The sequence below is a fragment of the Prosthecobacter debontii genome, from assembly GCF_900167535.1.
GTDB lineage: Bacteria > Verrucomicrobiota > Verrucomicrobiia > Verrucomicrobiales > Verrucomicrobiaceae > Prosthecobacter > Prosthecobacter debontii.
The window spans coordinates 204,813-228,328 of sequence record NZ_FUYE01000006.1; the positions used below are offsets into that span (position 1 = coordinate 204,813).

General features: G+C 58.0%; 12 protein-coding genes. 10 read left to right on the forward strand and 2 right to left on the reverse strand.

All coding sequences use genetic code 11. The annotated features are described in order from the left end of the window. Window positions 1-22: 22 nt before the first annotated feature. Window positions 23-5,143, reverse strand: coding sequence for an ELWxxDGT repeat protein (locus B5D61_RS11080; RefSeq protein ID WP_078813456.1), 5,121 nt, complete (start codon window positions 5,141-5,143; stop codon window positions 23-25). Window positions 5,144-5,437: 294 nt separating this feature from the next. On the opposite strand from B5D61_RS11080, the gene B5D61_RS11085 reads away from it, so the two are divergent. The 9 genes from B5D61_RS11085 to B5D61_RS11130 all read left to right on the forward strand — a co-directional run bounded on the left by B5D61_RS11085 (window position 5,438) and on the right by B5D61_RS11130 (window position 21,780). Continuing rightward, window positions 5,438-7,633, forward strand: a complete 2,196-nt coding sequence (locus B5D61_RS11085) for an NACHT domain-containing protein (protein WP_078813457.1) — start codon at window positions 5,438-5,440, stop codon at window positions 7,631-7,633. Between the two features lie 994 nt (window positions 7,634-8,627). Beyond that, complete coding sequence (locus tag B5D61_RS11095; protein WP_078813459.1) at window positions 8,628-9,527, forward strand: phage capsid protein; 900 nt, start codon at window positions 8,628-8,630, stop codon at window positions 9,525-9,527. An 85-nt stretch (window positions 9,528-9,612) separates the two neighbouring features. Next, complete coding sequence (locus tag B5D61_RS11100; RefSeq protein ID WP_078813460.1) at window positions 9,613-10,080, forward strand: hypothetical protein; 468 nt, start codon at window positions 9,613-9,615, stop codon at window positions 10,078-10,080. A gap of 208 nt (window positions 10,081-10,288) precedes the next feature. Further along, window positions 10,289-11,113 carry a phage connector family protein gene (locus B5D61_RS11105; RefSeq protein ID WP_078813461.1) on the forward strand — a complete coding sequence of 275 codons (825 nt, stop codon included), beginning with the start codon at window positions 10,289-10,291 and terminating at the stop codon, window positions 11,111-11,113. A 12-nt stretch (window positions 11,114-11,125) separates the two neighbouring features. Next, complete coding sequence (locus tag B5D61_RS11110; RefSeq protein ID WP_078813462.1) at window positions 11,126-14,263, forward strand: carbohydrate-binding protein; 3,138 nt, start codon at window positions 11,126-11,128, stop codon at window positions 14,261-14,263. A gap of 63 nt (window positions 14,264-14,326) precedes the next feature. Then, window positions 14,327-14,758, forward strand: a complete 432-nt coding sequence (locus B5D61_RS11115) for a hypothetical protein (protein WP_078813463.1) — start codon at window positions 14,327-14,329, stop codon at window positions 14,756-14,758. Further along, entirely contained in the window at window positions 14,751-15,380 is a 630-nt protein-coding gene (locus B5D61_RS11120) for a virion core protein, T7 gp14 family (RefSeq protein WP_078813464.1), read from the forward strand. Before B5D61_RS11115 ends, B5D61_RS11120 begins: the two co-directional genes overlap by 8 nt. 38 nt (window positions 15,381-15,418) lie before the next feature. Further along, window positions 15,419-21,547, forward strand: a complete 6,129-nt coding sequence (locus B5D61_RS11125) for a hypothetical protein (RefSeq protein ID WP_078813465.1) — start codon at window positions 15,419-15,421, stop codon at window positions 21,545-21,547. Further along, window positions 21,544-21,780 carry a hypothetical protein gene (locus B5D61_RS11130; protein ID WP_078813466.1) on the forward strand — a complete coding sequence of 79 codons (237 nt, stop codon included), beginning with the start codon at window positions 21,544-21,546 and terminating at the stop codon, window positions 21,778-21,780. Before B5D61_RS11125 ends, B5D61_RS11130 begins: the two co-directional genes overlap by 4 nt. Before the next feature lie 43 nt (window positions 21,781-21,823). Here B5D61_RS11130 and B5D61_RS11135 read toward each other — a convergent pair whose 3' ends face one another. Beyond that, entirely contained in the window at window positions 21,824-22,825 is a 1,002-nt protein-coding gene (locus B5D61_RS11135) for a tetratricopeptide repeat protein (protein WP_078813467.1), read from the reverse strand. 101 nt (window positions 22,826-22,926) lie between these two features. Between B5D61_RS11135 and B5D61_RS11140 the strand changes: the two genes are divergently transcribed. After that, window positions 22,927-23,490, forward strand: coding sequence for an RDD family protein (locus B5D61_RS11140; RefSeq protein ID WP_078813468.1), 564 nt, complete (start codon window positions 22,927-22,929; stop codon window positions 23,488-23,490). Window positions 23,491-23,516: the final 26 nt, after the last annotated feature.

Sequence of the window (23,516 nt, forward strand, 5' to 3'; positions counted from 1 at the left end):
GTGAAAGTGGATGGCCAGGGCCTTATCCCTCCGGTAGGGTGATCTCCACCTTCCCGGATTGAATGGCGGTGTTCTTCAGTGTCTCGCCCTCGGCCTCGGGGAGATCGGGCAGGAGGAAGAAGCCGGAGGCCTGGTCGCTCATCTGGTTAGGCAGGATGCCCTCGAGGGTGGCGGTGCGGTGGAGTTTCTTGTCACTCTCATGGAGGAGGGTGAAGCTGCCTTTGAAGGTGCCGGTCTTGGGGTTGAAGCTGAGGCTGCGCAGCGGGGTGTCGGGGCTGAGCGGAGAGAGCTTGATCTTATGGCCCGCACTGAGGAGAAGGTCCTGCTGGAAGGTCGCATCGGGGAGATTCGAGCCAGAGGCGGTGAAGGTGAGATTAGGCGTGGTGTCACCGGGTTCATTTGCCGTTAGGCCAAAGAGCATCTCGCCACGTGCAGGGGGCGTGTAGCTGCCGCCCATGAGCTGGAGGTCATGCAGGGGAATACCGTCTTGATAGAGGCGGTCTTTGCTGGTGCTGGGCTGGGCGGGTTTGAACCAAGTGAGCGTGCCGCTAAAGTCGAGGGCACCGTCATAGGGGAAGCCCATGACGATCCAGCCGAGGAGGGAGGCGCGGCCTTTGTAGAGCTCCTGACGCAGGGCTAAGCTGGGGCCGTCGTCCCCAGGCCCAGTGAGGGTCAGGTTCGCACTGCCACTGAGGGCGGTGCCATCGGCGAGCTTGCCTTTCCAGACAGCGATTCCTTTGCCAGAGATGCTGAGGCTGAGGTAGCCCTGGCCCTGGGGGACGATGTCGGTCTCCTGGCGGGCCTGGGAGGTCAGGCGGAGGGTGCCCTTCTTGTAGGCGTAGGGTGGTGGCAGGGTGTAGCGGAGGTCGGTGGCGCGGGTGCGGTAGAGGATGCCCGCCGCAGAGGTGCCCTCGGCCAACTCCAGGGTGGCTTCCATGGATTGATAACCTCCGCCTTGGGGAATGATGAGGGTAAGCGGAGGTTTGCCTTTGCCCAGCGAGATGGGAAACTCGGCATCGAAACTGTCGGTGTAACTGTTCAGGTGGGTCAGGTGGTAGGTCGAGAAGCGATAGGTCTTCCCCTCATGCTGGAGTTGGCCGCTGATGGACCCCGCACTGGTGATGGTGAGCTGCATGCGGCTGCCGAGGCCCTTGCCATCATCCAGGGCTCCGTTTCGCTCAAAGAGACCGTCGTAGGAGCCTGGGTTCCAGAGCGGCAGGATGAGCCAGGTCAGAGTCAGGGCCTCGGAGACACCGGCGGCATTGCGGGCGCTGACGGTAACCCTGTAGGGAGCGGCCATTCCATAGGTGGGAGAAAAGGGCAGGGCCTTGGTGGGCTTACCCGTGATGAGGCCGGAGGCACTCATGGTTAGGCCGGGGGGCAGGCCCTTGACGGTGAAGCGATCTGCCGGGTAATTGGTGTGGAGCTGGAGGCTGACCTCCTCACCCACAAAGTTGTTGAGGTAACCGGGAATCTGGATCTGCGGCGGATACAGAATGTTCAGGCTAGTGATGCCGTTGCTGAGGCTGACGGTGCGGTCGGGCGCGTGTAGGGTAACGACGCAGTAATAGCCATTGGAGTAGTAGCTGGTGAGGTCGGAAACTTGGAGGTTGTGGATCTCCAGCGTGGCAGATCGGCTGCCGCGGATGCGGTCGATGCTGGCCAGGGGTTGGTCGCCATAGTTATACCATTGATAGCTGAGGGTGCAGCCGGGAGGTGCTGTGGCCTCACAGGTGAGGCGGACCGTCTGGCCGATGAGGCCACAGCTCTGCTGGGGGGCTGGTTTGACAATGGCGAGGCAGGCGTGCTCGCTGGCGGCGCTGGACAGCCGGGCCTGATAGCGGGCGGCCTTCTCCGCCTTGACCCGCAGGGTGGTGGAAGAGCTGATGGGTTCATCGCTGGCCTGGGGAGTGCCACCTGCGCCTGTGATGATGGGCCCTCCCGTGGGGATGACCTCATTGGGCCCGCCTTCCTCATGCCAGTGGGCGGGGTGCTCCAGATTCCCCTGGTAGGCGAGGCTGGCCTGGAAGCTCACTTCGCTCCCGGCGAGAACGATCTGCGAGGCAGGCTGGGCCCAGACCACGGGGGCCTCTCCGGGCTCCATGCGGCGGGCGGTTAGGGTCAGGCTCTGCTGGAGCGGCTGGGCGGGCGCGGGCTCGGTTGCATCCGTGAGGCTGAGGGTGGTCGTGTGGGTGCCGCTGGTGCTGCCGGTGAAGGTGAGGGTGACGGTGGATTCTGCTCCGGGCGCAAGGCTGGAGACGGTCGTTGTGGAGAGGGTAAAAGGGGCCTCAGCCTCCGAGAGGCTGAGCGCGAGCGCAGGCAGATCCTGCAGGCCTGCATTGCGCAGACGCAACGTGCGAGCCAGCGGGGCGACCCCGAAGTCCACCGTGGCTTCATCCGGAAGCAGCATCGGGCTCTCAGCCTGCGTCACATCAATGATTTCCAAACGACCGACGAGGGAGAGGCCGTGCAGCTCCACCCCATAGGCCGGAGATTGAGCCGGGAAATACAGGGCATCACCCGCACGCTGCATGATCTGGCCATCCTGCCGGGGCGTCTCGGTGTAAAGCAGCCCGGACAGTCGGCGGGTGCTGGCCACGGTGCCACGGGTCAGCCACAGCGAGCGGGTTTGATCACTGTGGATCTGGGCAAAGATGAGTGTGCCATCCACGAGGAGATGGATCTCGGGATCGAGCGGGACATCACTGATCAGAAGGCGGACATGGGGGGAGTTGGAATGATAGAGCCAAAGCTCGCGATTCGAAGACTTCAGATAGTCAGCCTTCTGGCTGTTAAGCCTAACGAGAAACGTTTCATAGGGGCTGGTGGAGATGGAGTAGCGCGCGCCAGATGCCAGAGCGAGGCCGTAGGTGTCGCTGCCTGCTTGATAACGGAGACTGGTCTCACTCAAGCGGTATGGGGGAGCCAGGCCGACACCGTTAAAGTCGTGAAGGCTGACGGCTACCTGGCCCAAGCGAGCATATTTGATCGTGCGGACACCGCCTTCATACGTGGAGAAATACAGCAGCGTCTCGGTGGGGTAGATGTTCCCGTAGGTGTTCGAGACGGGAGCGCGGAGGAAGAGAGTCTCGATGTGGGAGGCACTGGTCAGCTTGGTGGTGTTTTCCAGGGTGCCATCCGTGCGATAGATGCCCCGGACGTCGGGAGCGTTGTCGGACTCGACCGCAAAGTAGAGCCAGCCGTCATGTTCGGTGAAGAGAGAGGCAGAGGCGTTTTTTACCCCCTCGGTGTCCTCCGCCAGATTGGCCAAGAGGACGGTGCCTTCCTCCGTGCCGTCGGAGATCCACAGAGCCCGCCCTGTCTCAGGTGAGGTGGCCTGGAAATACAAACGATCATCAAAGAGGTGCAGGGCGGAGACCTCGCTACCGGTGCTGTCGGGGTAGATGTCCTTCACGACCCAGGTGCCTGCCTCCGTGCCATCGGTCCGCCAGAGTTCCCGGCCCGAGCTGCCATCCTCCGCTGAGAAATACAGGATGTCCTCCCGCACGACGAGGTCGCGCGGCTCTGAACCGAGGCTGCCAGGGCGCAGATCCATCACGAGCTGGGCGGAGGACTCAGGGCCATCGGTGAACCACAGCTCGCGGCCGTGCTCGCCATCCTCGGCGGTGAAATACAGCCGCGCTCCCACGGGGGTCAGGAATTGGGGAAAGCTATCCGCATCGGTCGGGACGAGGGCCTCCGTGACCGGGCGGGTGCCTGCCTCTGTGCCATTGCTCACCCACAAGGTGCTGGCTTGACCAGGCAGGCTGGCGGTGAAAAAGACCTGGCTGCCGGCCGCCGCCAGCGCAAGGCTACAGGTGGCCTCTCCCTCGGGGCTGAAGCGTGGGGCCGCCGGGCGTGTGCCTGCTGGGGTGCCATCGGTGACCCAGAGCATACGGCGCTCTCCCGAGAGCAGGGTGAAGTAAGCCCGACTGGCCGTGCCGGTGCCGGTCGTGACCAGGGAATTGATCTGGCCGTAGGACGAGATACCCTCCGTCTCCAGCAGCAACTGGCAGGTGTGATTGCGGATATCGATGCCTACCAAGGTGCCATCGCCTGAGTGGCTCAGGTATGGCACGAGCAGGACATTCCCCATCAGGGCAAGCGTCTGGGCACCGCCGCCGCCACGCATTTCCTCCGGCACGGTCACCGGCCGGGTGCCACCTTCGGTGCCATCGGTGACCATGACGCTGATGCCGCCTTCATGATCCGCCAGGAAATAGTTCTTTTTGCCCGCCTGCACCATGGCCATCGGCATGGAGGAATCCGTGCCGGGGACGAGGTCTTTGACCAAGACCGTGCCCTTGGCCGTGCCGTTGGATTTGTAGAGCTCTTGACCGGTTTCATCATCGCTGCCGCTGAAGAGCAGGCTTTTCCCCAGAGGCGCCAGGAAAACAGGGCTCGTGCCACCGGTTTCATCGTCGGTGAGGTGGTGCGTCCCAGCCACGGTGCCATCGGTGACCCAGAGGGAGCCGCCCAGCCCTTCGGGATTGAAGTAAAACTTGCCACCCGCCTCCATGCAGGGGATCTCCAGAGCGTAGGAGGCATTCCAGAAAAAGGAGGAGACCAGCTCCAGAGTGCCCGACTCCGTGCCATCCGTAAACCATAGGCCGAAGGCACCCCATTGCCGACGGGCAAAGAAGGTCACGCCCTTCAGGAAGGGGGTGATTGAGAGAGGAGTGTTGCCATAGCTGTTCGTCGGGGGATTGAAGACGTCGGCGAGCATGCGGGTGCCCGCCTCGCTGCCATCCGTGACCCAAAGTTCCCGCCCATGCACGCCATCGTCTGCGGTGAAGAAGACCTGATTGCCGGAGACGGTCACCGCAGTGATCCCTGCGCCCAAGATGCCGGGCCGCACATCCTTCACCAAGTGCGTGCCCGCCGCCGTGCCATCGCTCACCCACAGTTCCTCGCCATGCATGCGGTCATCCAGGACGGTGAAGATCTGGTTTCCACGGGTGGCCGTGAGGCGAATCTCCATCGGATGCTGGTGTGGGGCCTCACCCGAGTGGATGTTCTTGATCAGCACCGCCTCCGGGGACATCGCGACTGCAACAGATGGTGCTCCCAGGCCGAGGGTCAAGGTCAGTGCACAAGCCGCAAGCCGACTGAAACAAGCGGACAGAATACCGGAGGGGGACATCCTTTTGCTATAAGTGAAAAGGAGGGTCTGTCATGGGAATTTAACCCCTGGAAGAATGTTTGAATCTCCTCTCCGCGAAGTCGCTCGCCAAGCCTCCAGAGGCGGTCCCTATCTCAAGGCTGGCAAGTTGCACGATTAGGAGGGATCAGCAGGGATGGGCCATCGTTCGTGCTCACGGGCGGAGACAGGCTGGGCGGCGGGCTTGTCAGGCTGACTTGGGCAAAATAGGCGAGTCCATTCATCGCCCAGACAATTTCGTTTTACAGGGGATCAGGGTGTTTGCAAAATGCACCTATGGCAGATCCCGCAACGTCCTCCTTCCTCACTGGTGCCGCGAGTAAGTTAGGCAGCTTCGTTTGGGATCAGCTCACCAAGGCCGCCCCGGACTTATTGAAAAAGTTCAAGGAGAAGCGGGCGATGGAACAAGCGGTGGAAAACTACCTCTCCCGCTACATGGATGCCTACGGCAGCATCAAGCCCATCGGCATGACCCACGCCATCCCGCTGGAGCAGATTTACACGGAGGTGCAACTGACAACGGAAGATCTTCGACTGCATTTCAGTGAAAAAATGATAGAAAAGACAGCTCTCAGTGAACTGAGGCGGACCCTGAATGAAAGACAAATTAGAAAGCAAGATGGAATTGATGCAGCAAACCAATTCCAGCGCATGCTGGTGGTGGGGAATCCGGGCGGCGGCAAGAGCATCTACCTGCAAAGGATCGGCTGGGAGTGCCTGCGCAGTCATGGCATCCGCGCTCAGGGGCACAGTGGAGAGCCGCGTTATCAGCCCGAGTTGCTGCCTGTGCTCTTGGAACTCAAACGCTGTCGCAGTGATGAGAAGGCCTCGTTGGTGGAGCTGTTAGCCAGGGAGTTTGCCGACTGTGGTTTCCCCGAGAGTGTGCCTATGGTGGAGGCCCTGCTGAAGGCCGGGAAACTCCTTGTTTTGCTGGATGCCCTGGATGAGGTGGCTCAAGATCGTGTCGAGGCGGTGGTGCAGGATGCCCAATCAATGGTTCGCCGTTATCCGGAGTGCCGGTTCATCATCTCTTGTCGTATTGCTTTCCGGCATGACTATTTCAGGGACTTTAAGGACGTCACGCTTCTTGAATTTTCTGATGAACAGATTTCACGTTTCATTCATAACTGGTTTTGTGATGCCGAACAAAAAGAAGCAAAAATAGCATTGAGTTTTGTGCGGGAATTACATCGTCCAGAGCACAAAGCCACGCTTGAATTGGCCCGAAGTCCTGTCCTATTAGGGTATCTTTGTGTTGGCTATCAGGGTAGCCTCCAGCTCTCAAGTAATCGCGCTGAGATTTATAGGCGGGCTCTGGATATCTTTTTGCAAGAATGGAATGCCAGAAATCTAAAAACAGCACATATACGCCAGTTGCATGCAAGTTTGCCTGCCGATACTGAACTCTTGATGCTAGCCCAAATTGCCTACAGGGCGATGCAGGAAGAGCGCTTTTTTCTAACTCGAGATGAATGGATTCGTGAAATTCGCGAGTTTATGACGGACTTAGTTGAAAAGCCCAAAACCTTGCCTGTGGGAGACATCTTGGATGGTATTGCAGTTAGCCAAGGGCTGGTTGTTCAGCGCTCTCATCAAGATTGGTCTTTCTCTCACCTGACTTTGCAAGAGTACTTGGCTGCATATCATATCGACCAAAATGGTCTGATGGAGATCACTATAAGAAATTATTTAGGAGAGAAGCGCTGGGAGGAAGTCTTTCTCATTTTGGCGGGTATGAAACCGGGTATACTTTTGCAGGAAATGATTGTCACCGCCAATGCAAAGATACATGATAAAAACCCCAGTTGGACGCATTGGCGTGATCGACTCAATGCATGGGATGTTGACGGAGACCCCGAGTGGTCACTCGAAAGGTTGGCGATTACGAAATTGATCGGCGCTAGTATTTATCAGATGGTGAAGATTGCGGGGCCGGACACCCTAGACTTTGCAATGTCTCAAGATAGAGCACTGTTTCTTCACAGTGCGCTCGAAAGTGCTCGTGATCTTGCGATTGTGTGTGATCGAACACTTGTTCGTGATTTATCACGAGTTCTTGACATTGAGCGTGCGCTTTCTTTGAATGCAGGTCTCGACGATATCAAATCCTTTGCTCATGCTCAGGGGGTTTTAGACAATCAAGAAGCGAGACTTAAAAAGCATGCTCTTGAGCGTGCGATTTTGCGCACTCGCTCACTCGCTCGAGTTCTCGCTAACGAGTTCATCCGCCTCTTGGATTCATTGACTTGGGTTTCTCAAACAATCCGAGATGATTTGATGCATCTGGAAGCTTCTTCTGAATTGATCAATGGAGAAAAAGATTCTTTGGAAGGATTACTTCCGCCTCTGGAATCGCCATCTGCTTTTAATCGCTACTTCTCTACTTTTTTACTTATTCATCGCTGTAAAAAAGCGGGTGCACATAAACTCAAGGCCTCAGAATGGCAGAAGGTGTTGGAGCAGATCTTTTAGCGGAGGAGGGCTGTATTCAGTATTCAGTTTTCGGTATTCAGTTATCAGTTATCAGTTATCAGTTATCAGTTATCAGTTACACGGGTCGGTGTCGGGGGGGCGGAGCCCCGGCTTCAGCCGGAAGGGGACAGGGTGGTTGTTCGTGGAGAGTTGAGGGTTGATGGCCGGATGCTAGACGTTCGGAGTTGGAGCCGAAGCAGAGGTTTTTTTGGCAGGGTTGACAAGATGGGGCAGGAGTTAGTGAAGGGGCGGTTGATGGACGTAGGGAGCGTGGGCAGGGCGCTCGGTCCCCTAGCACCGTGGGTGGAGGTGCTGGTGGTGCGAAGCGCCAGAACGAAGTGGTCCGCACACTCCGTGTGCGGGATACCCCGTGGAAGGCAGAGAGATGCACCCGACATCGTCAATGCAACAGTCGAGGCTGCCTCCCCCTTCTTCACTCCGCCTGCGTAGATCTGGCCATGAAATGCCTATTGTTAGCCCTGCGGCACGGCTATCCGCACACGGAGTGTGCGGGCCACGGTTTCACGGGTCGGTGTCGGAGTTCGGAGCCCCTGTCTTCAAGCGGCATCGACAGAGCTTTGCGCGATCCAAGAGTCCGGCTGAAGCCGAGGCTCCGAGCCAGGAGAGCTGGATGCAGCTTCGCCTGGATTCCTCGTCTTGTAGAGATGCAGAGGAAGCGTGCTGGCGTAGGCTTATCTTGCTAATGAGCAATGGGGAGGTCTGGAGCAGAGGCTCGCTGAGTCGGATGGGAGGAGAGAAAATAAAGCGGTGTAAAAAAAGAAAAAATTACTTTGACAAACATTCTGTTAGTCAATCCGATCTCTGTCGGAGTCAAAGCAGCCCTTTGGAAAAAGGACACCTGTTTTTCAAATACCCCAGGGACGAGCGGCCTGCTGAATCACTAGCGCAGACACCCGCGAGGAAGAGGGACCCACACCTGGCCACGCAACCCACGGCTCAAGGGACCGCACGGCCATTTCTCGCAACCAAACCTATGTCAGCCGAAATCACGCAATTCTACGAAACTGAGTTCGCCAAGAACTGGGAGATGAAAGTCCAGCAGAAGGACTCTCGCCTCCTCCCCACCGTCACCACCGATTCCTTCCGCGGGAAGCGCAAGTGGTATAACCAATTGGATGCCGGAGTCATGACCGAGGTCACGGAGCGCAAGGGGGATACGCCCGATGGCGATACCACCGGCACCAAATACTGGATCTACCGCCGCAAGTTCGAATTCGTCCGCACCTGGGATGAGGATGATGAGATGCAGCTCGGCTCCATCGCCCTGCCGGATTCTGATGAGATCGCCAGCTTCACTGCTGCCGAAGCCCGCACGAAGGATGATGTGATCATCCAGGCCTTCGACGGCACTCGCAAGGTGGGGGAAACCGGCACGGAGACGGAGACCTTCCCGAGTGGTCAAAGTGTGCCCGCCACGTATCCTCCCGGTGGACCGATGGTGAGCATGGGCCTGACGGTGCAAAAGATCCTGCGTGCCAAGAAGATCCTGGATGAAAATGAAGTGGACGATGAAGATCGTTACTTCGTCACCAGCTCTCAGCAGCTCCAGGACATGCTGAACATCACGGAGATCACCTCGGGTGATTACGTGAATGTGAAGGCCCTGGTGGATGGGGAAGTGAGCATGTTTGCCGGCTTCACCTTCGTGCGCAGTGAGCGCCTGCCGGTGGATGGCAATGGACTGCGCTCCTGCTTTGCCTACCACAAATCCGGCATCCGCTGGGCCGATGCAGGCCGCAGTGTGCACATCGATGTGCTGCCGAACAAGCGTCATGCCCGCCAACTGCGCGGTGTCTGCCGCATGGGCGCGGTGCGTGTGGAGGATAAACGCGTGGTGCGTGTGCTCTGCGACGAAACACCCGGCGTCTCCTGATGCATGAACCGGCTTGGCGGGTGGTTCATCCGCCAAGTCGGTGAACCAACTTTTAGTCTCAAACGGACTCAACGATTACACAATTATGGCTACTTACGACTCTTCTCTCTACACGGCCCAGGCTGCGGCATTGACCGACTACAGCCAGGCTCCCAACCTGAAACAAGCAGGCGGTAATCTGCACATCCTGCATGCGCAGGTGACCCTGCCCAGCTCGGCAGTCAATGATGAGGTGCTGAACCTTGCCTATCTTCCCCCTGGGGCGAAGGTGATCCCGGCACTGAGTAAGGTGCAATGTCCGGTGGCAGTCGGCACCAACTTCAAGTTGAATGTTGGGACGCTGCAAGTTCCGAACACCTATGCTTTGGACATCGTGATCGCTTCCGCGACTGCCACGGCCTTTGACTCCACCGCACCGGCCACAGTCGATGCCCAGGTCAATGGTCCGGTGAAAACGGCGGGCTCCACCTTGGTGACAGCAACGATCAAGTCGAAATCGACGATCGTTAACAACACCAAGCTCACCTTCTTCATCGCCTACACGCTGGGCTAACTCAGTCCACCTGTCGCCACGTTCGTGAGAGCGTGGCGGCTTCTCAAACCATCTCGGAGCTAAGGGGTTGGCTCCGCCTGCATCGCGGACCTGTTTGACACAGGCCGCCGCAGGGAAACCGGCCCGGTGCGGTGTGTGTCGCATGGTGTTGACCGCACCGGGCCCTTTCTTTCCCCAGACTTTTCATTTTCATCCCTTGCGTTAGGTTATGACTCGGACTGACATCGCCAACCTGGCACTCTCCCTCATCGGCGGCAGCCCCGTGGCTAGCATTGACGACCCCACCTCCCAGGCCCGCGCCTGTAAAAAATGGTTCGATAGCGTGCGGGATGAGGCCCTGGCTTCGCATCCCTGGAACTTCGCCATGAAACGGGCCATCATCACACCCTGGTGGCGCTCTGTGGCGCTGATCACCAATGATGGCGACAACATCAATGTGGTGAGTGCGTCAGGCTATCACAATCTACCTTCCGGCAGCCGTGTGCATGTGCGCGGTGTGCAGGGCATGGAAGCGGCGAATGGCACCTGGCTGATCGAAGGCAGTGAATCGAACCTCGTGCTGATCGGCTCTGTCTTCAGCGGCGCGGCGGTGCCGTGGACAGGGCAGTGGACCCAGGCTCCCACATTCGGTTGGGAGTATGAGCTGGCCCTGCCTACGGATTGCCTGCGCGTCTGTGGTGTGAATGCGTCCGATGCGGCTGAGGACGATTCGGATTTTTATGTCCTCGAAGGTGGCAAGCTGCTGTTTCAAGAGGAGGAGGCCCACCTCTCGTATGTGTCCCGCGTGGCGGAGCCCACGGGATGGCCGCCGGACTTCTGCAACGCCTTCGCTCTCCTCCTGGCCTCCTTCATCGCTCAAGAACTCATGGGGCCGACCGGGCGTGCCATGGAGCTGCGTCAGCAGTATGAATCGGTCATCTCCCCCAAGATCAAGGGCCGTGATGCGCGTCAGGGCAAGGGGCCGCGTGTGCCGATGAGCCATGACTGTGATGTGATCCGCGCGCGCCGGGGTGGTGCTGCCACAAATGCCTAACAAAAAGAAAAGATGATCAATCAAATCCAGGCGAATTTCAATGGTGGGGAAGTGACCCCGCTGATGGATGCACGGGTGGACTCGGCGAAATACAGCTCCGGCTGCCGCATCCTCCAGAACTTCATCGTCCGTCCCTACGGCGGCGTGTTCCGCCGACCCGGCACGGAGTTTTGTGGATTCGCCAAGTCCAACACCCAGAATACCCGGCTGATTTCGTTTCGCCGCTCCACGGAGGTGAATTTGGCCTTGGAGATGGGAGATCGTTACATCCGCTTTTGGCGTGATGTGGCCGGTGTGGGGAAGCCTCTGGTGGCGAGCGGAGCCGTGATGTTCGCGCGCACTCTGTGGGTCACGGGGCAATCCTATAGCGTAGGGACGATCCGCCACTACAACAACGTCAGTTATCAATGCACGCAGGCTCACACGGCGACCACGAACAATCGACCAGGCGATGGCACCGATGGGACTAGCATCTTCTGGTCAGACTATTGGCAGGTGCACTACCTCGAGGCGGGCACCTTGTTGAGTGAGGGGGGCAATACCTATTATTGTCGGGAACGGCACAGCCCGGGTTCCTCCTTTGCTGGAGACAGTGCCTATTGGTATCAGCTTTCCTTGGGGGTCGCACCTAACAATCAGATCATCTATGAGGTGCCGACTCCCTGGACGCAGGCTGAGATCTTCGATCTTCAGGTCTGTCAGATCAATGATGTGCTGATCCTGACGCATCCGAACCATCATCCCCTGAGATTGACGCGGCATGAGGAACTGCGCTGGGTGCTGGAGCCAGTGCCTTTTGACTTCGCACCGACTCTGGATGTGAACGAATCTTCGGTGAACGTGCAAGTGCAGTATGATGTGGATGAATGGGTGACGGGGATTGCGTATGCCAAAGGCACCCGAGTGATCGGGGATAATGGGGTGCTTTATACCTGTTACAAAGGTGGCGTGAACTCGACCACCACGAACAAACCCAGCCTCGAGAACACCGCTTCGATCGCCATCTGGAACCGAGGCAGTAGTGGTGAGGCCATCCCGAAATGGGCGGCTGGGAAAAGCTATCCGGCCGGGGCGAAGGTGCGCTACGGCAAAGGCATCTTTCAATCGCGAAAGTCGCATACCTCCACCGCCGCCGTGCAGGGGCGCTACGGCTTAGTCGGCGGGAATGAGCCTGTGCGCGGCCAGACGTGGACCAGCTTCTGGACACGCTCCGAAGCCGATACGGACCTCTCGGGCATCGACTTCAAGCTGGTGGCGACGGGGGATGTCTTCACCGAAGAAGATGTGGGGAATATCTGGCGGGTGGATGTGGGCACGAGCGGTCTTTATGCCAAGCTCGCTACCACCGCCACGGCGGTCTCTGAAGAGATGTTTTTCCAAGGTGACTTTCTGCTGACCACCAACTGGGCTCAGGGCTACGCCATGATCGGCACCATCTTTGTGGAAGAGAGCCTGGATGGGGTGACCTGGCAAAAGATCCGCTCCTTTGTGACCAGTGATAATCACGATGGTAACATCTCCTGGACGGGTGAGACGCCGGCGGCAGGCGCGTGGTATCGCATCAATGTCGAATTCACCAGCGGAGGTGCCGGAGCCACAGTGCGCCTGGAGCCTGCGACGTCGGTGCTGGCTCTGCCGTTTAAGATCGAGTCGAATGTCTATAATTCCGGGGTCCTGAATAAACGCGAGGTGAAGGGCAGCATCATCATGCCGTCGAATTCCCTGCCACCGCCGAATGCCATCGGAGTCAGCACCTCCATCTTCTACAAGCCGGCGTTTTCGGCTCAGGATGGATATCCGCGTGCGGTGGGCTTTCATGATTCCCGGCTCTGGTTTGCCGGCACGCGCTCTTACCCGGCGCGCATGTGGGCCTCCCAGGTGGAGGACTATTACAATTTCATGCCAGGCTCGCTGGATACTTCGGGGATGGATCTGACTCTGGCGGCGGTGCAGTCGAATGATATCCAGTGGCTGTGCTCCTTTAACCGGGCCTTGGTGGTGGGGACCAGCGGAGAGGAGTGGACGGTGGACAGTGGCACGGAGGATCTCGCGCTGACGCCCACAAGTCTTCGCGCCAGACCGAGAACTCAGTATGGCTCCTGCGGGATCCAGCCCATCCGTGCCGCGGAGACGCTGATCTGGTGCCAGCGGGATCGGCGTAAATTCCGAGAGTTCGCCTTTCGTTTCGAGATCGATGGTTATTCCGCGCCGGAGATGACCCTGCTGGCAGAGCACATTAGTGGCACAGGCATCCAGCAGTTGGCTTATCAGAGTTCCCCAGATCCCACTCTCTGGGCGGTGCGGCAGGATGGTGCCCTAGTGGGCTTCAGTTATGATCGTGAGCAGCAGATCACCGCCTGGCATCGGCATGTGACCGGGGATGTGAGCATGCCGGATCAGTTTCTCTCCGTGGCCACTCTGCATGGGGACTACGCGGATCAGATCTGGTTCGTGGTCCGTCGTAATGGCCAGCAGTTGATCGAGCGTTTCAATCCTGAGCAGATGAAGTGGGTCTTTGGCGCCCCACGCAGCACCTTGAGTCTTCCCGCATCCTCCAGCGGTGTCAGCGTGGATCAGCTTTTGGACAGCTTTATGGATTCTCAGATCACGGTCACGGGGGTGAGCTATGGAGGAGGCCGATCTTACTCCATCCCGCATCTCAAGAATCGTCAGGTGGTGACGCCGGGCTTACGCACCGCCAGTGCCATGACGGTGCCTTCCGACGGCACGCTGCAAGTGCAGAACACGAGTGCTTACCCCACCAAAACCTTGTGGGGGCTGTCCTACAGCTCCGTGCTCACCCCGACCCGGCTGGATGTGCCCTTGCAAGAAGGGACTTCTCTGTTGAAGCTCTTCCGGCTGACACGGATGCAACTGAAGCTCTTCCGCTACTGCGGTTATGGTCTGAAGCTTTTTGAAAAGCCTTATCCGGCGGACATCGCTGGCGTGCAGGACATCAGCCTGGCTCAGTTCGAGCGATACCCGGCCTATCACAGTCTGCTGACCACGGAGGGCTACACGGGCAGCACGGATGTGCTCAGCACGACCTTCGAATGGACACGGCATCCTCAGATGACGTTGCTCATCCGTGATGCGGGTTTTGTCGGTATCCTTGGCGCGGTGTTGAACTTCGATATGGGCGGCGGTTAACAAAAAGTGCGGTTTGTGTGGAAACCGCTTGCAATCTCGCCGCTTAATCCGCCGAGATTCTGCATGAGTGAAGCCGTTTACATCGTGCGGCAGGTGCAGGCGGAGGATCTGCCAATGATCGAGCAATGGGCTGTGGCTCACGGGCATCAGATCATCCATGCCCTGCTCTCACCGCACGGGTTTTTATGTGAAAAGTATGTGGGGGAGGAGGTGACGCCGGTGCTGGTCATCTGGGGGTTCATGATGTTGGACGTCCCCGTGATCCAACTAGATTTCCTCTACTCGGCTCCAGGAACGAAAATCTCAGAGGTGCGGTTGGCCTGGGAGGCCCTGCAAACCACGATCCGCGATTGGGTGCGGATCATCAACGAAGACAGCGGCCTGCACTACCAGCTCCTGCGGGTCTTCCTCAACAAACGCGTGGCCCAGGAGGCTGCACGAGCGGGCTGGGTCATTGGAGAAACCGAACACGTCATCTGCCTTCACCATGTTTAATCACTGTCTTTTCCTCGCCTACGGTGCTGATGCCGTCTTGACGATCGCTTATGCGGTCAGCACCATCGCTTCCATTGCGGGCTCCGTGGTCTCCTATCAGCAGCAGCGTGAAGCGGCGAAGCAGACCGAAATGAATGCCGAGGCTCAGGCCAAGGCGCTGGCCATGGAGCGGCAGCGCAAGGCAGCGGAGCTGGCGGAAAATCAGCGTCGTCTAGCCCAGCAGCAGCGGCGGGAGCGGGCGGCTCAGTTTGCGGCCTTAGCCAATACAGGCTTCGTCGCCACCACAGGCACGCCGATCGAGGTGATGGCGGATACCGTGGAAGCGCACCAGCGTAACATGAGCGACCTCACCGGGGATGCGAATCTCGATCAGTGGAAGTTGGGCTATCAGGGGCAGAGCCTGCTGGATGAGGCACGCAGTAAAGCCAGCCTCATGCGCCAGCAGGCGGGTGCCTCATTGATCACCGGACTGGCTGGCACCGTCTCGGACGCCTACGGCAAGTTTTCAAAACCGTCGTCTGGCCAAGCCCCGGCCGGAGGCAGCCCCTCTTCGAAGCCGACCTCCTCAGGCCAGACCCTCCTACGCAGCACGGACTACAAGGGCTCTCGGACCTTTTCTTGAATAACCAATTGTAATTTTAAAAACCATTTTTTGAGATCATGCCAGCACGCATCCCTCTCGCCAACAACGGCCAAGTGCCGCTCCGTAAAACAGGTGATTACACCGCAGACACTCCCGATCTCAGCGCCGGTGATACAGGCCTGGGTAAGGCGATCCAAGCCGTCGGTGAATTGGCAGAAAAAGTCACTCCCGATCTGGTGTCTGCCTTCAAGCCGAAGGAGAAGGACTCCCTCAATGCCGATGATGTGAACGGTCTGCTCGAAGGTGAGCGGCTGATTCAGGCCAGCTCAGACCGCATCACTAAGCAGGTGGAGGAGACGACCGATGCGGATCAAGCCATGTCCGTCTTCAATCAGGAACATGAAGGCTTGCAGAAGCAGATTTCACAGATCACGCCGCGCATGACGACTCAGGGGCAGACGGGGCTGCAGCGTGCTTTAGCGGTCTTTTCTCACCTGAAGCCTCAGTGGATCCAAAACCGCGTGCAGGAGCGGAAAAATCAAGTGGCTGAGCAGGCTGTGGTGGAGCGTGTCCAGCAGGCCACCGCCGCGGGGGACCGCGGCTCTCTGGCTTCGACTCTGAGTGTGGGGGTGAAGGCTGGCGTGCTTTCCCAAGCCAAAGCGGATCAGTTAAAGCAGGAGTCTGATGCGGCCTTTTATCAGCAGGGGGTGGCCAAGATCCAAGACTCATTGAAAAACACCCGGGATACCCAGGGCGCGCTGAGCTACATCCAGCAAGAGCGTGAGTCTGGCGGGCTCAATGACGCAGACTATGCTAAGTTGGAGCGCGATATCCGTTATCGCGGGAATCTTTACCGCTGGGAAGACCTAGCTGCCGATGAGCCGATGAGCCTGACAGAGGCTGAAAGGCGGAAGGACAAAGACTTCCTCAAACTCGCCCCGCAGGACCGCGATGAGCTGATCAAGACCGCTCACCTCAACTGGGTGCGTAAAGGCCGAGAAGAGGTCAGGGCCGCACGAGAGGCCCTGGATCATTTGGATCTGGATCAGATCCGCGAGGGTAAAAGTGATGCCGCACTTCAGTTGCAGGATTTGGGCTTACCGTCCCTGCGGCACGCGGATCCGGTGATGATCTCGGCGCTGGATCACTACCTTTCTGCAAAGCAGGGCAAAGCCTCGCTGGACCGGCCTGCGTTGTTTCAATGGGCGCGCACTCTCGTGGAGAACTACAATGCCAAAGACGACCCCGAGGGACAGAGCCTGGAATGGACCCAAGACTTCATCGGACTGAGCTTCGGCAAGCGGGAGGCCCATCAACTCCTGTCGGCTTTGGAGGAGAGAGTCGAGAATCCAAACATGGAATTGGGCTTCGCCTTTGAAGCCGTGGATAAGCAGATCTTTGGCGGCAATGACTTGGATCGTTATTGGATGCACGATACCTACAGTGCCCGTAATACGGGGGCCCCGCGTCTTTCAATCCACTTTGGCCAGCAGATGCCCCAGAGCTTCGCGGCTCGGGCGGCTGAGGTGGAGCGCATTAAAAACACCCTCCGGCAGTCTCTGACCGACGGGCGCGCGGAAAAAGCCGGAGGTGTGGTGAAACTGGCTCAAGAGCTCCTCAGCGAAAAAAAAAACGAAGATCCAGCTCTGGCCTACCAAAAGGTAGTTCTGGACTCTGGGGGCGGTGAGCAGATTTTCAGGGCTCCGCCAGGCACGGTCTTCCACCCCGTCACCGGGCAGGCGGTCAGTAAATACTCCTTCCTTCATCATGAGGCCTGGGAGACCCGCGCCAGTGAGCTGTATGGCATGGAGGCTGACGACGTCCCCTGGCAGGACAATCCGACCCTGCAGGAGATCGTCGGGATGGCCTATGAGCGGGGCTTTTCTCACGAAAAGACAGCCACGTTCATTCATGGTTGGCGCCGACAAATGCAGGAGAAAGCCGCCTCCGTGTTGGGGGAAGCGGAGACGGAGCGCTACATGAAAGGTACGCATCGCCTGAATGAACTGACAGGCACGATGCTGAAAGAGGTGCGTAAAGACGCCGTGCAAGATTGGGCGCTGAGGACCTTCGGTGAAGGCTCTCTGGACTATGAGGCCTTTTGGGCCTCTTATGAGGCGAACGGGGGGAATCCTGAAGCCATGGGTGGCTTTAAGAAGCAGGCGGAAGAACTGCGTGCTCTGGAAACAAGCAGCCTCTGGCAGGTGCCCAATACACAAAGCTCCTGGCAGCCCCTGCGAGATAAAAATGGGGTGGAAGTCGCCACCTTCCAGCCCGTGATGAGGGGGAAGCAGGTGGATGTGCAGGTGAACTACCGCAACGTGGATGAAGAAACCGCCATCACACGCGTCACCGTGCCGCTCCTGACCGATGCCGTGATGGCGGAAAAAATGCAGACGGCAGAGGCGAAAGTCGCTCAACTGCAAGCCCAGGTGGATCGCTTCGATGCCACTCCGCTGGACAGGCATCATCGAGGTGAATCCTCCACCCGCATGAAGGTGCGGAACGACTTGAAGAAAGCACGGGAAGAAGTGGACTTTCTGCGCAAGCCTGAGGCGCGCAGCATCCTCATGACTCGAAACATCATGGATGCCCTGGTGAAGTCTCCCGCTGGAGAGAGGCTGGGTAAAAGCGGTCTGACGGAAGACTTCCTGCGCGGATGGTCCGGCTTTTACATCAACAGCCGAGTCGCCTGGAATGACCTCACGGGTGATGCCACCGAGCGCGATGAGTGGCGCGAGCACATGCAGAACCTGCGCCAGTATCTGCCGGGAAGCACGGGGGAACAGGCCGGACTGGCCTCTGAATTGATGGAAGGTGCCGGCGGCATGGCCCCACAGTTCCTCGCCTCTGCGGCGAGCGGTGGGGCGGGTTTCTTCTCCACCGCTGCCCGGCAAGCCTTGATGAAGGGTGGCGGGCTGCTGACCACCACCACCATGACGGGAATGGGCGTCAGTGCCTATGGCGGCTCAGTGACGGACCAGCTCTCCCGTGCGGATGTGCTGGAGAAAGAAGGTAAAATTGAGGAAGCCAATGAGATCCGTAGCAACTACCGCCTGCGGGCGGGCCTTTACACCGCCGTGGAACTGGGCAGCGAGTTCATCGTGCCTGAAAAGCTGATCCCTGGCGGCAAGGGCGGTTTTTGGAGAAACCTAACGAACGATACCCTTAAAAGTGGCCTGGAGGGGATGGCCGCCGATGTCGGCTCCCAATGGTTGGACGGAACCTATTACGGAGAAGAGTTCGATCCCATGCAGACGCTGAAAGCCGGTGGCATGGAGGCGGTGCTCGGTCTGCCGATGACCGTCCCCGGATCCATCCCGGGGCGTGAATCGAGCCCTAGTATCGAGGGGACAGAGCACACGGCAGAGGTGCCTGAGCTATCGAGCGGCGACCCTGACTTCTCTCAGGCCGATGGTGCGTCTTCTGACTCAAGTTCGGCTTCCTCCTTACCAGGTGCTTCAGCTTCCACCGTCGAGTCGGCGGCAGCCCATCCCGCTGCCGATGTTTCCGCTGATCCGCTGCCTGGTGTCTCATCCCCTGGGGCGGCAACTTCTACTCAAGAAGCGGACCCTAAGGCCACCCCCTCCGTCTCCGCCAATCCAGAGACTGTGGCCGCTGAGCCGAAGCCGCAAGACCACGAGCGCCTGCAATTCAGCCACGGGCGTCAGTCCCGGCCTAACGATGAGGTTGTCAATGTGCATCGCACCTTGGCGGAGTCTGAAGAAGCCTTCCAGTTCGGGAAAAACAAGCCGACCACTCAGGGTGATAGCCGCAATAGCTACTGGCGTGAAGCCCTGGATGATGTGGCAGATGCCTATTCACAAAAAGATCATGCGATCAATATTATCAGCGAGCACGAAAGCTTCCCCGGCGGATATGCCTTTAATGTAGAAGCCAAGAACGGCTCTGCTTTTGTCGTTATCAATGAAGAGAGGAAGACCGTGCATATCAATGCCGCAGGTCTAAATAGCAATGCAGAGAAATCTGGAGGTGGGTCGCAGGTCTATCAGATGGTGCAAACCTTCGCGCATAATAACGGTTTCAAATTCATTCCGGACGGAACGGTCAGCCCAATCGCAAAAAAACGACGGATCAGCCAGATGATCTCCAGTGCGCTCAGACACAAGAGCACAGACCACCTGAATGGACTGATGGATTTAGATGACGGTTCGAAAACGGAGGTGCCAGGATGGCGCAAGGGTGCCCACGATTATAATCTCGGCCTGCTGCTGCGCGCGGAGCACGACTACGTCATGGCCGAGGCCCGCCAGCGTGCTGTGGACCTGAGCCATTTGACGCATGATCCGACGACGAATAACATCATCGATGGCCATACAGGGACCCCCGTTACCCAAAGAACTCTCCAATCTCTCGTGGACCGATTGGAACCCGGAGCTAGTGGAGTTGGCGCGTCAACACTTCTTAGGGCCCTTGTCACAGGATCCGCGCTACAGGGAGGACGATCCGGGCAGCGCATTCGATCTGTATTGCCTGATGAGGGTCGAGACGCCCGAGGAAACCAAAATGGGCAATCAGATGAGCGGTTGGTGTCGGTTGCACGGCGTCTCTACTATAGCCGAGCACCGAGCCGCGCTGGAGGCGTATCGACGCGGCGAGTGGGTGACGCCCTATCCGGACGGCCCACCACACTGAGCTCCGCCGTTGCCAAAGCGACCCGCTTCCTCAATAAGAAGCTGCCCGGCCTGCTCCATAAAAACACGCACATCTTCAGCAGTGTGCAGGAACTGCTGGCCTCGGACTACGCACGGCGGAATCCCTTCACGGATCAGCAGCGTGCAGCCCTCACTACGGCCGAAGGCTTCTTTGATAAGGCTACGGGCAAGACGATCATCATTGCCGAAAACATCGCCCTTCGACCTCACGAAAGCGTGCGTTCAGGCATGGCCCGCGTGATCTTGCACGAACGGATTGGCCATGATGGGTTGAACGTCTTGTTAGGTGAAGGTGGCATTCATCGCCAACGATGGGACGCCCTGCGGAGTCAGATTCCCCACGCGGAACTGGATGCCATCGCCAAGGAAGAGGGCTATCGGGAGCTCGCGGGGGATGCCGACGCACTCGCTCTGGAATGGTTCGCCCGTAAGGCAGAGACGGACATGAGCCTGCTGGAAAGCCAGCCGCTGCTCAAGCAGATGTGGGAGACCCTGAAACAAGCTGCCACCGATCTCATGGCCAAGTGGGGCATCGACCGCCTGAAAGGCAAAGACCTGGACACTCAGGTGCGCGAGATGATGAACCGGGCACGGGGGGCGGCCGTGAAGCCCGTGTCACAGGCGTCTCCAAAAGCGACGGCAGCCAGATATGCTGAACCCTCATCCGAGTCAGGTGGCATCCAGCCAGCTTTACAGTTCAGCCATGCTGCCCAGGATCCGGCTGAGAATGCCAGCATGATGCGTCAGAAGATTGAGCAAGCTGTCTATCGCAGTTCGGAAAAGATTCATGGTGGTATTAACTCGGCTTGGAAACTAACCAATGGAGTCACCGTGGTTTTTAAACCCGAAGTGGGTGAGGTGAAAAAACGGCAGCGTGCAGGCGTGGCACCTGGTACTCAGTGGAAGAGAGAGATAGCCGCCAGCCTTATTGCAGATTACTTGAACAGTAGTATCATCCCTCCGACGGGACTTGTGACCCACAAAGGGGTGACAGGATCTGCTCAACTCTACAAGCCTGGAATGATCGAAGGCGGGGAAGCTCAGTGGTTGCCCAAACCACTGCGGATATCTAAACAGGATTGTTATCCTATACGACTTCCTGACGCCCTGGCTGAGGAGTGGCAGTTAATGGATGACTTGCTTCTTCATGCGGACCGGCATGAGAACAATTATCTAGTTCATTTGAATGAATCCGGCGAAGTGGACGATGTGGCTCTGATTGACAACGGTATGGCGTTGAGTGCGAACCCAGGAGTGGTTTCCAAACTTTACTACGGACCTCGAGAGGGGGAACTGATCGGAGCACCCAACCTAGAGCGTTTACGGAGGTTTGTGGAGAACCAGTCCGAAATCGAAAACAAGCTATCTATTCATCTTGAGTCCTCAGCGATCGTGGGGTTGTTTGCCCGAGCGAAAGTCTTGTTATCTCGAGGTAGATATGGAAACTTCAAGCTGGCAGAGATCAATGCGTTTCTTCCTGCCGAATTGAAGGCTAACAAAGAAATCAAAACCTTGAGTGACGTGCCATGAAAGTCGAAATTTTAAGTTTGCGTGAAGAGGGACAGGTAGTGACTGCCGTTTGGACCTTGGATGACAGCGGTCACGCCGTGAGTAACCGGCCTGGAGAAAAGGAGCGTTTTGATGAAACTGGCATTCCCATGGCTGGTGATACCTTTCTTTATCCCAAAGATGGCGAGGTTTTTCTACGCGCCTTGCCAGAGCGTTATTCTGGCTCATACTCCCGCGCGCGAATTGTGGAGTGAGAGATTCATGTGCGGAGGCCACCTTAAACATTTGTAGCCACCCTCACTTCTTCTGAAACTCGGCTTGGGCATCCAGGCCTTCGGCGATCCATTTCACTTCATCTTGGCGCACGCTTTCGCGATAGCGGGCACCGTGATTGAGGGCTTTTTGAAGATCGGCTTTGCTCTTTTCGATGTCGAAACCGCGAGATTGAAGACCGCTAACGTTACACTTGATGGTTAGGCGTTTTTGATCGCGTGGATCGGTGGCTTTGAGGGAGGCGTGCAGGTAGCAAAGGCTCGCGAGCCGATTGGCATTCGTTTGACTGTCGCCCACGATGAGGAGATCACCCAGGGCTTCCTGAAGATGGGGATTGTTAAAATCAGCGAACCACATCATGCCTCTTATTCCATGGATGGCGGCGGTTCGTTGGTCCGGTGAGAGACTGAGCTTCTGTCGGCTGTAGGCGGGAAGTCCACCCGAGATCTGGCGTGCGACGAAGCGGGCAAAACCGACGGGTTCGATGGTGGTGGAGCCGGTGATCAACTCTTGTGGGCTATTCGGCTCCTGCTGCTTTTCTAGGATCCACTGCACCAGCCACTTTTGATATTTCTCCCGGCCAAAGTGGGCGTTGGGGTTGATGGCGAGGGCTTGGTCAATGGTTGTGAGCGCTTTTTGCAGCTCGCCGGTGTAGATGTAAAAGGTGCCGAGGTTGGAATACGTCTCATACAGACCTGGGACGAGCTTGTCCTTCTCCTGCATGGTGGCGATGGCGGCTTTATGTTGGCCTAACTTATGTTGTGATACGGCGAGGTCGTCGTAATGCTCCGGCATCGCGGTGGCTGAGGCGATGTCTTTCTGCCGCTGGGCGATCCGCCATTCATGAAACTCCCGCGAGTGCGTGGCGAAGCTGCCGGTGATGAGCAGGTCAATGCCGGGAAAGCGGGCACGTTCAGAGGCCAGGGTATCGCTATCCCAAATGCAGCCATGGACCGGAGACAGGCTTTGGCCGAGCACGCAGACGAACCAAGCGAGCAGTGTGAAAACCGGGGGGCGGGAGTTCATGGGCGCAGTTTCGCATGGGAGGGATGCCTGAGGGAAGAGGAAAAATTCGGAGTGACATTCGGCCTGACTCCTGCTGAGATGCGGGCTTTACTTATCTGCTTATGGAAAATTTGCCCAGCCCGAATCTGATTCAAGAAGCGGTGAATCCTTATGCCCCGCCCGTGGCGGAGGTGGTGAATCTGGAGACGGTGGGAAATCTGGCCGATGCCTATGAGACGGCCTCCAAGCTGAAGCGCTTCATCAATTGGATGATTGATCGCGTGGCTGTGTATGGCGTTTTAGTGGTTGTGATCGCCGCCTTGGGCATGGCGGAGGAGGTCGGCTATATCTCCGGTTTTATGGATTGGGTTGAGGAAATGAATCATCTGGAAGACGTCGCCATTACCGCTGTCTGCACCATCCTTTACTACACCGTCACGGAGACGCTGTTCAGCCGCAGCTTCGGGAAGCTGATCACGGGTACGAAGGTGATCACGACTGCGGGCGGTAAGCCGACTTTCCTGAGTGTGCTAGGCCGCAGCTTTGCGCGCATCGTGCCCTTTGAGCCCTTCTCCATGTTCGGAGACTCCGCCTGGCATGACGGCTGGTCCGGCACTCAGGTGATCGATCTGCGCAAGAAGATCGTCGGCCCACGGTCCCAGCTCATGCGCGGGTATTATCGGTGATTGCTGTTCTTATGAGTGTTTTGATA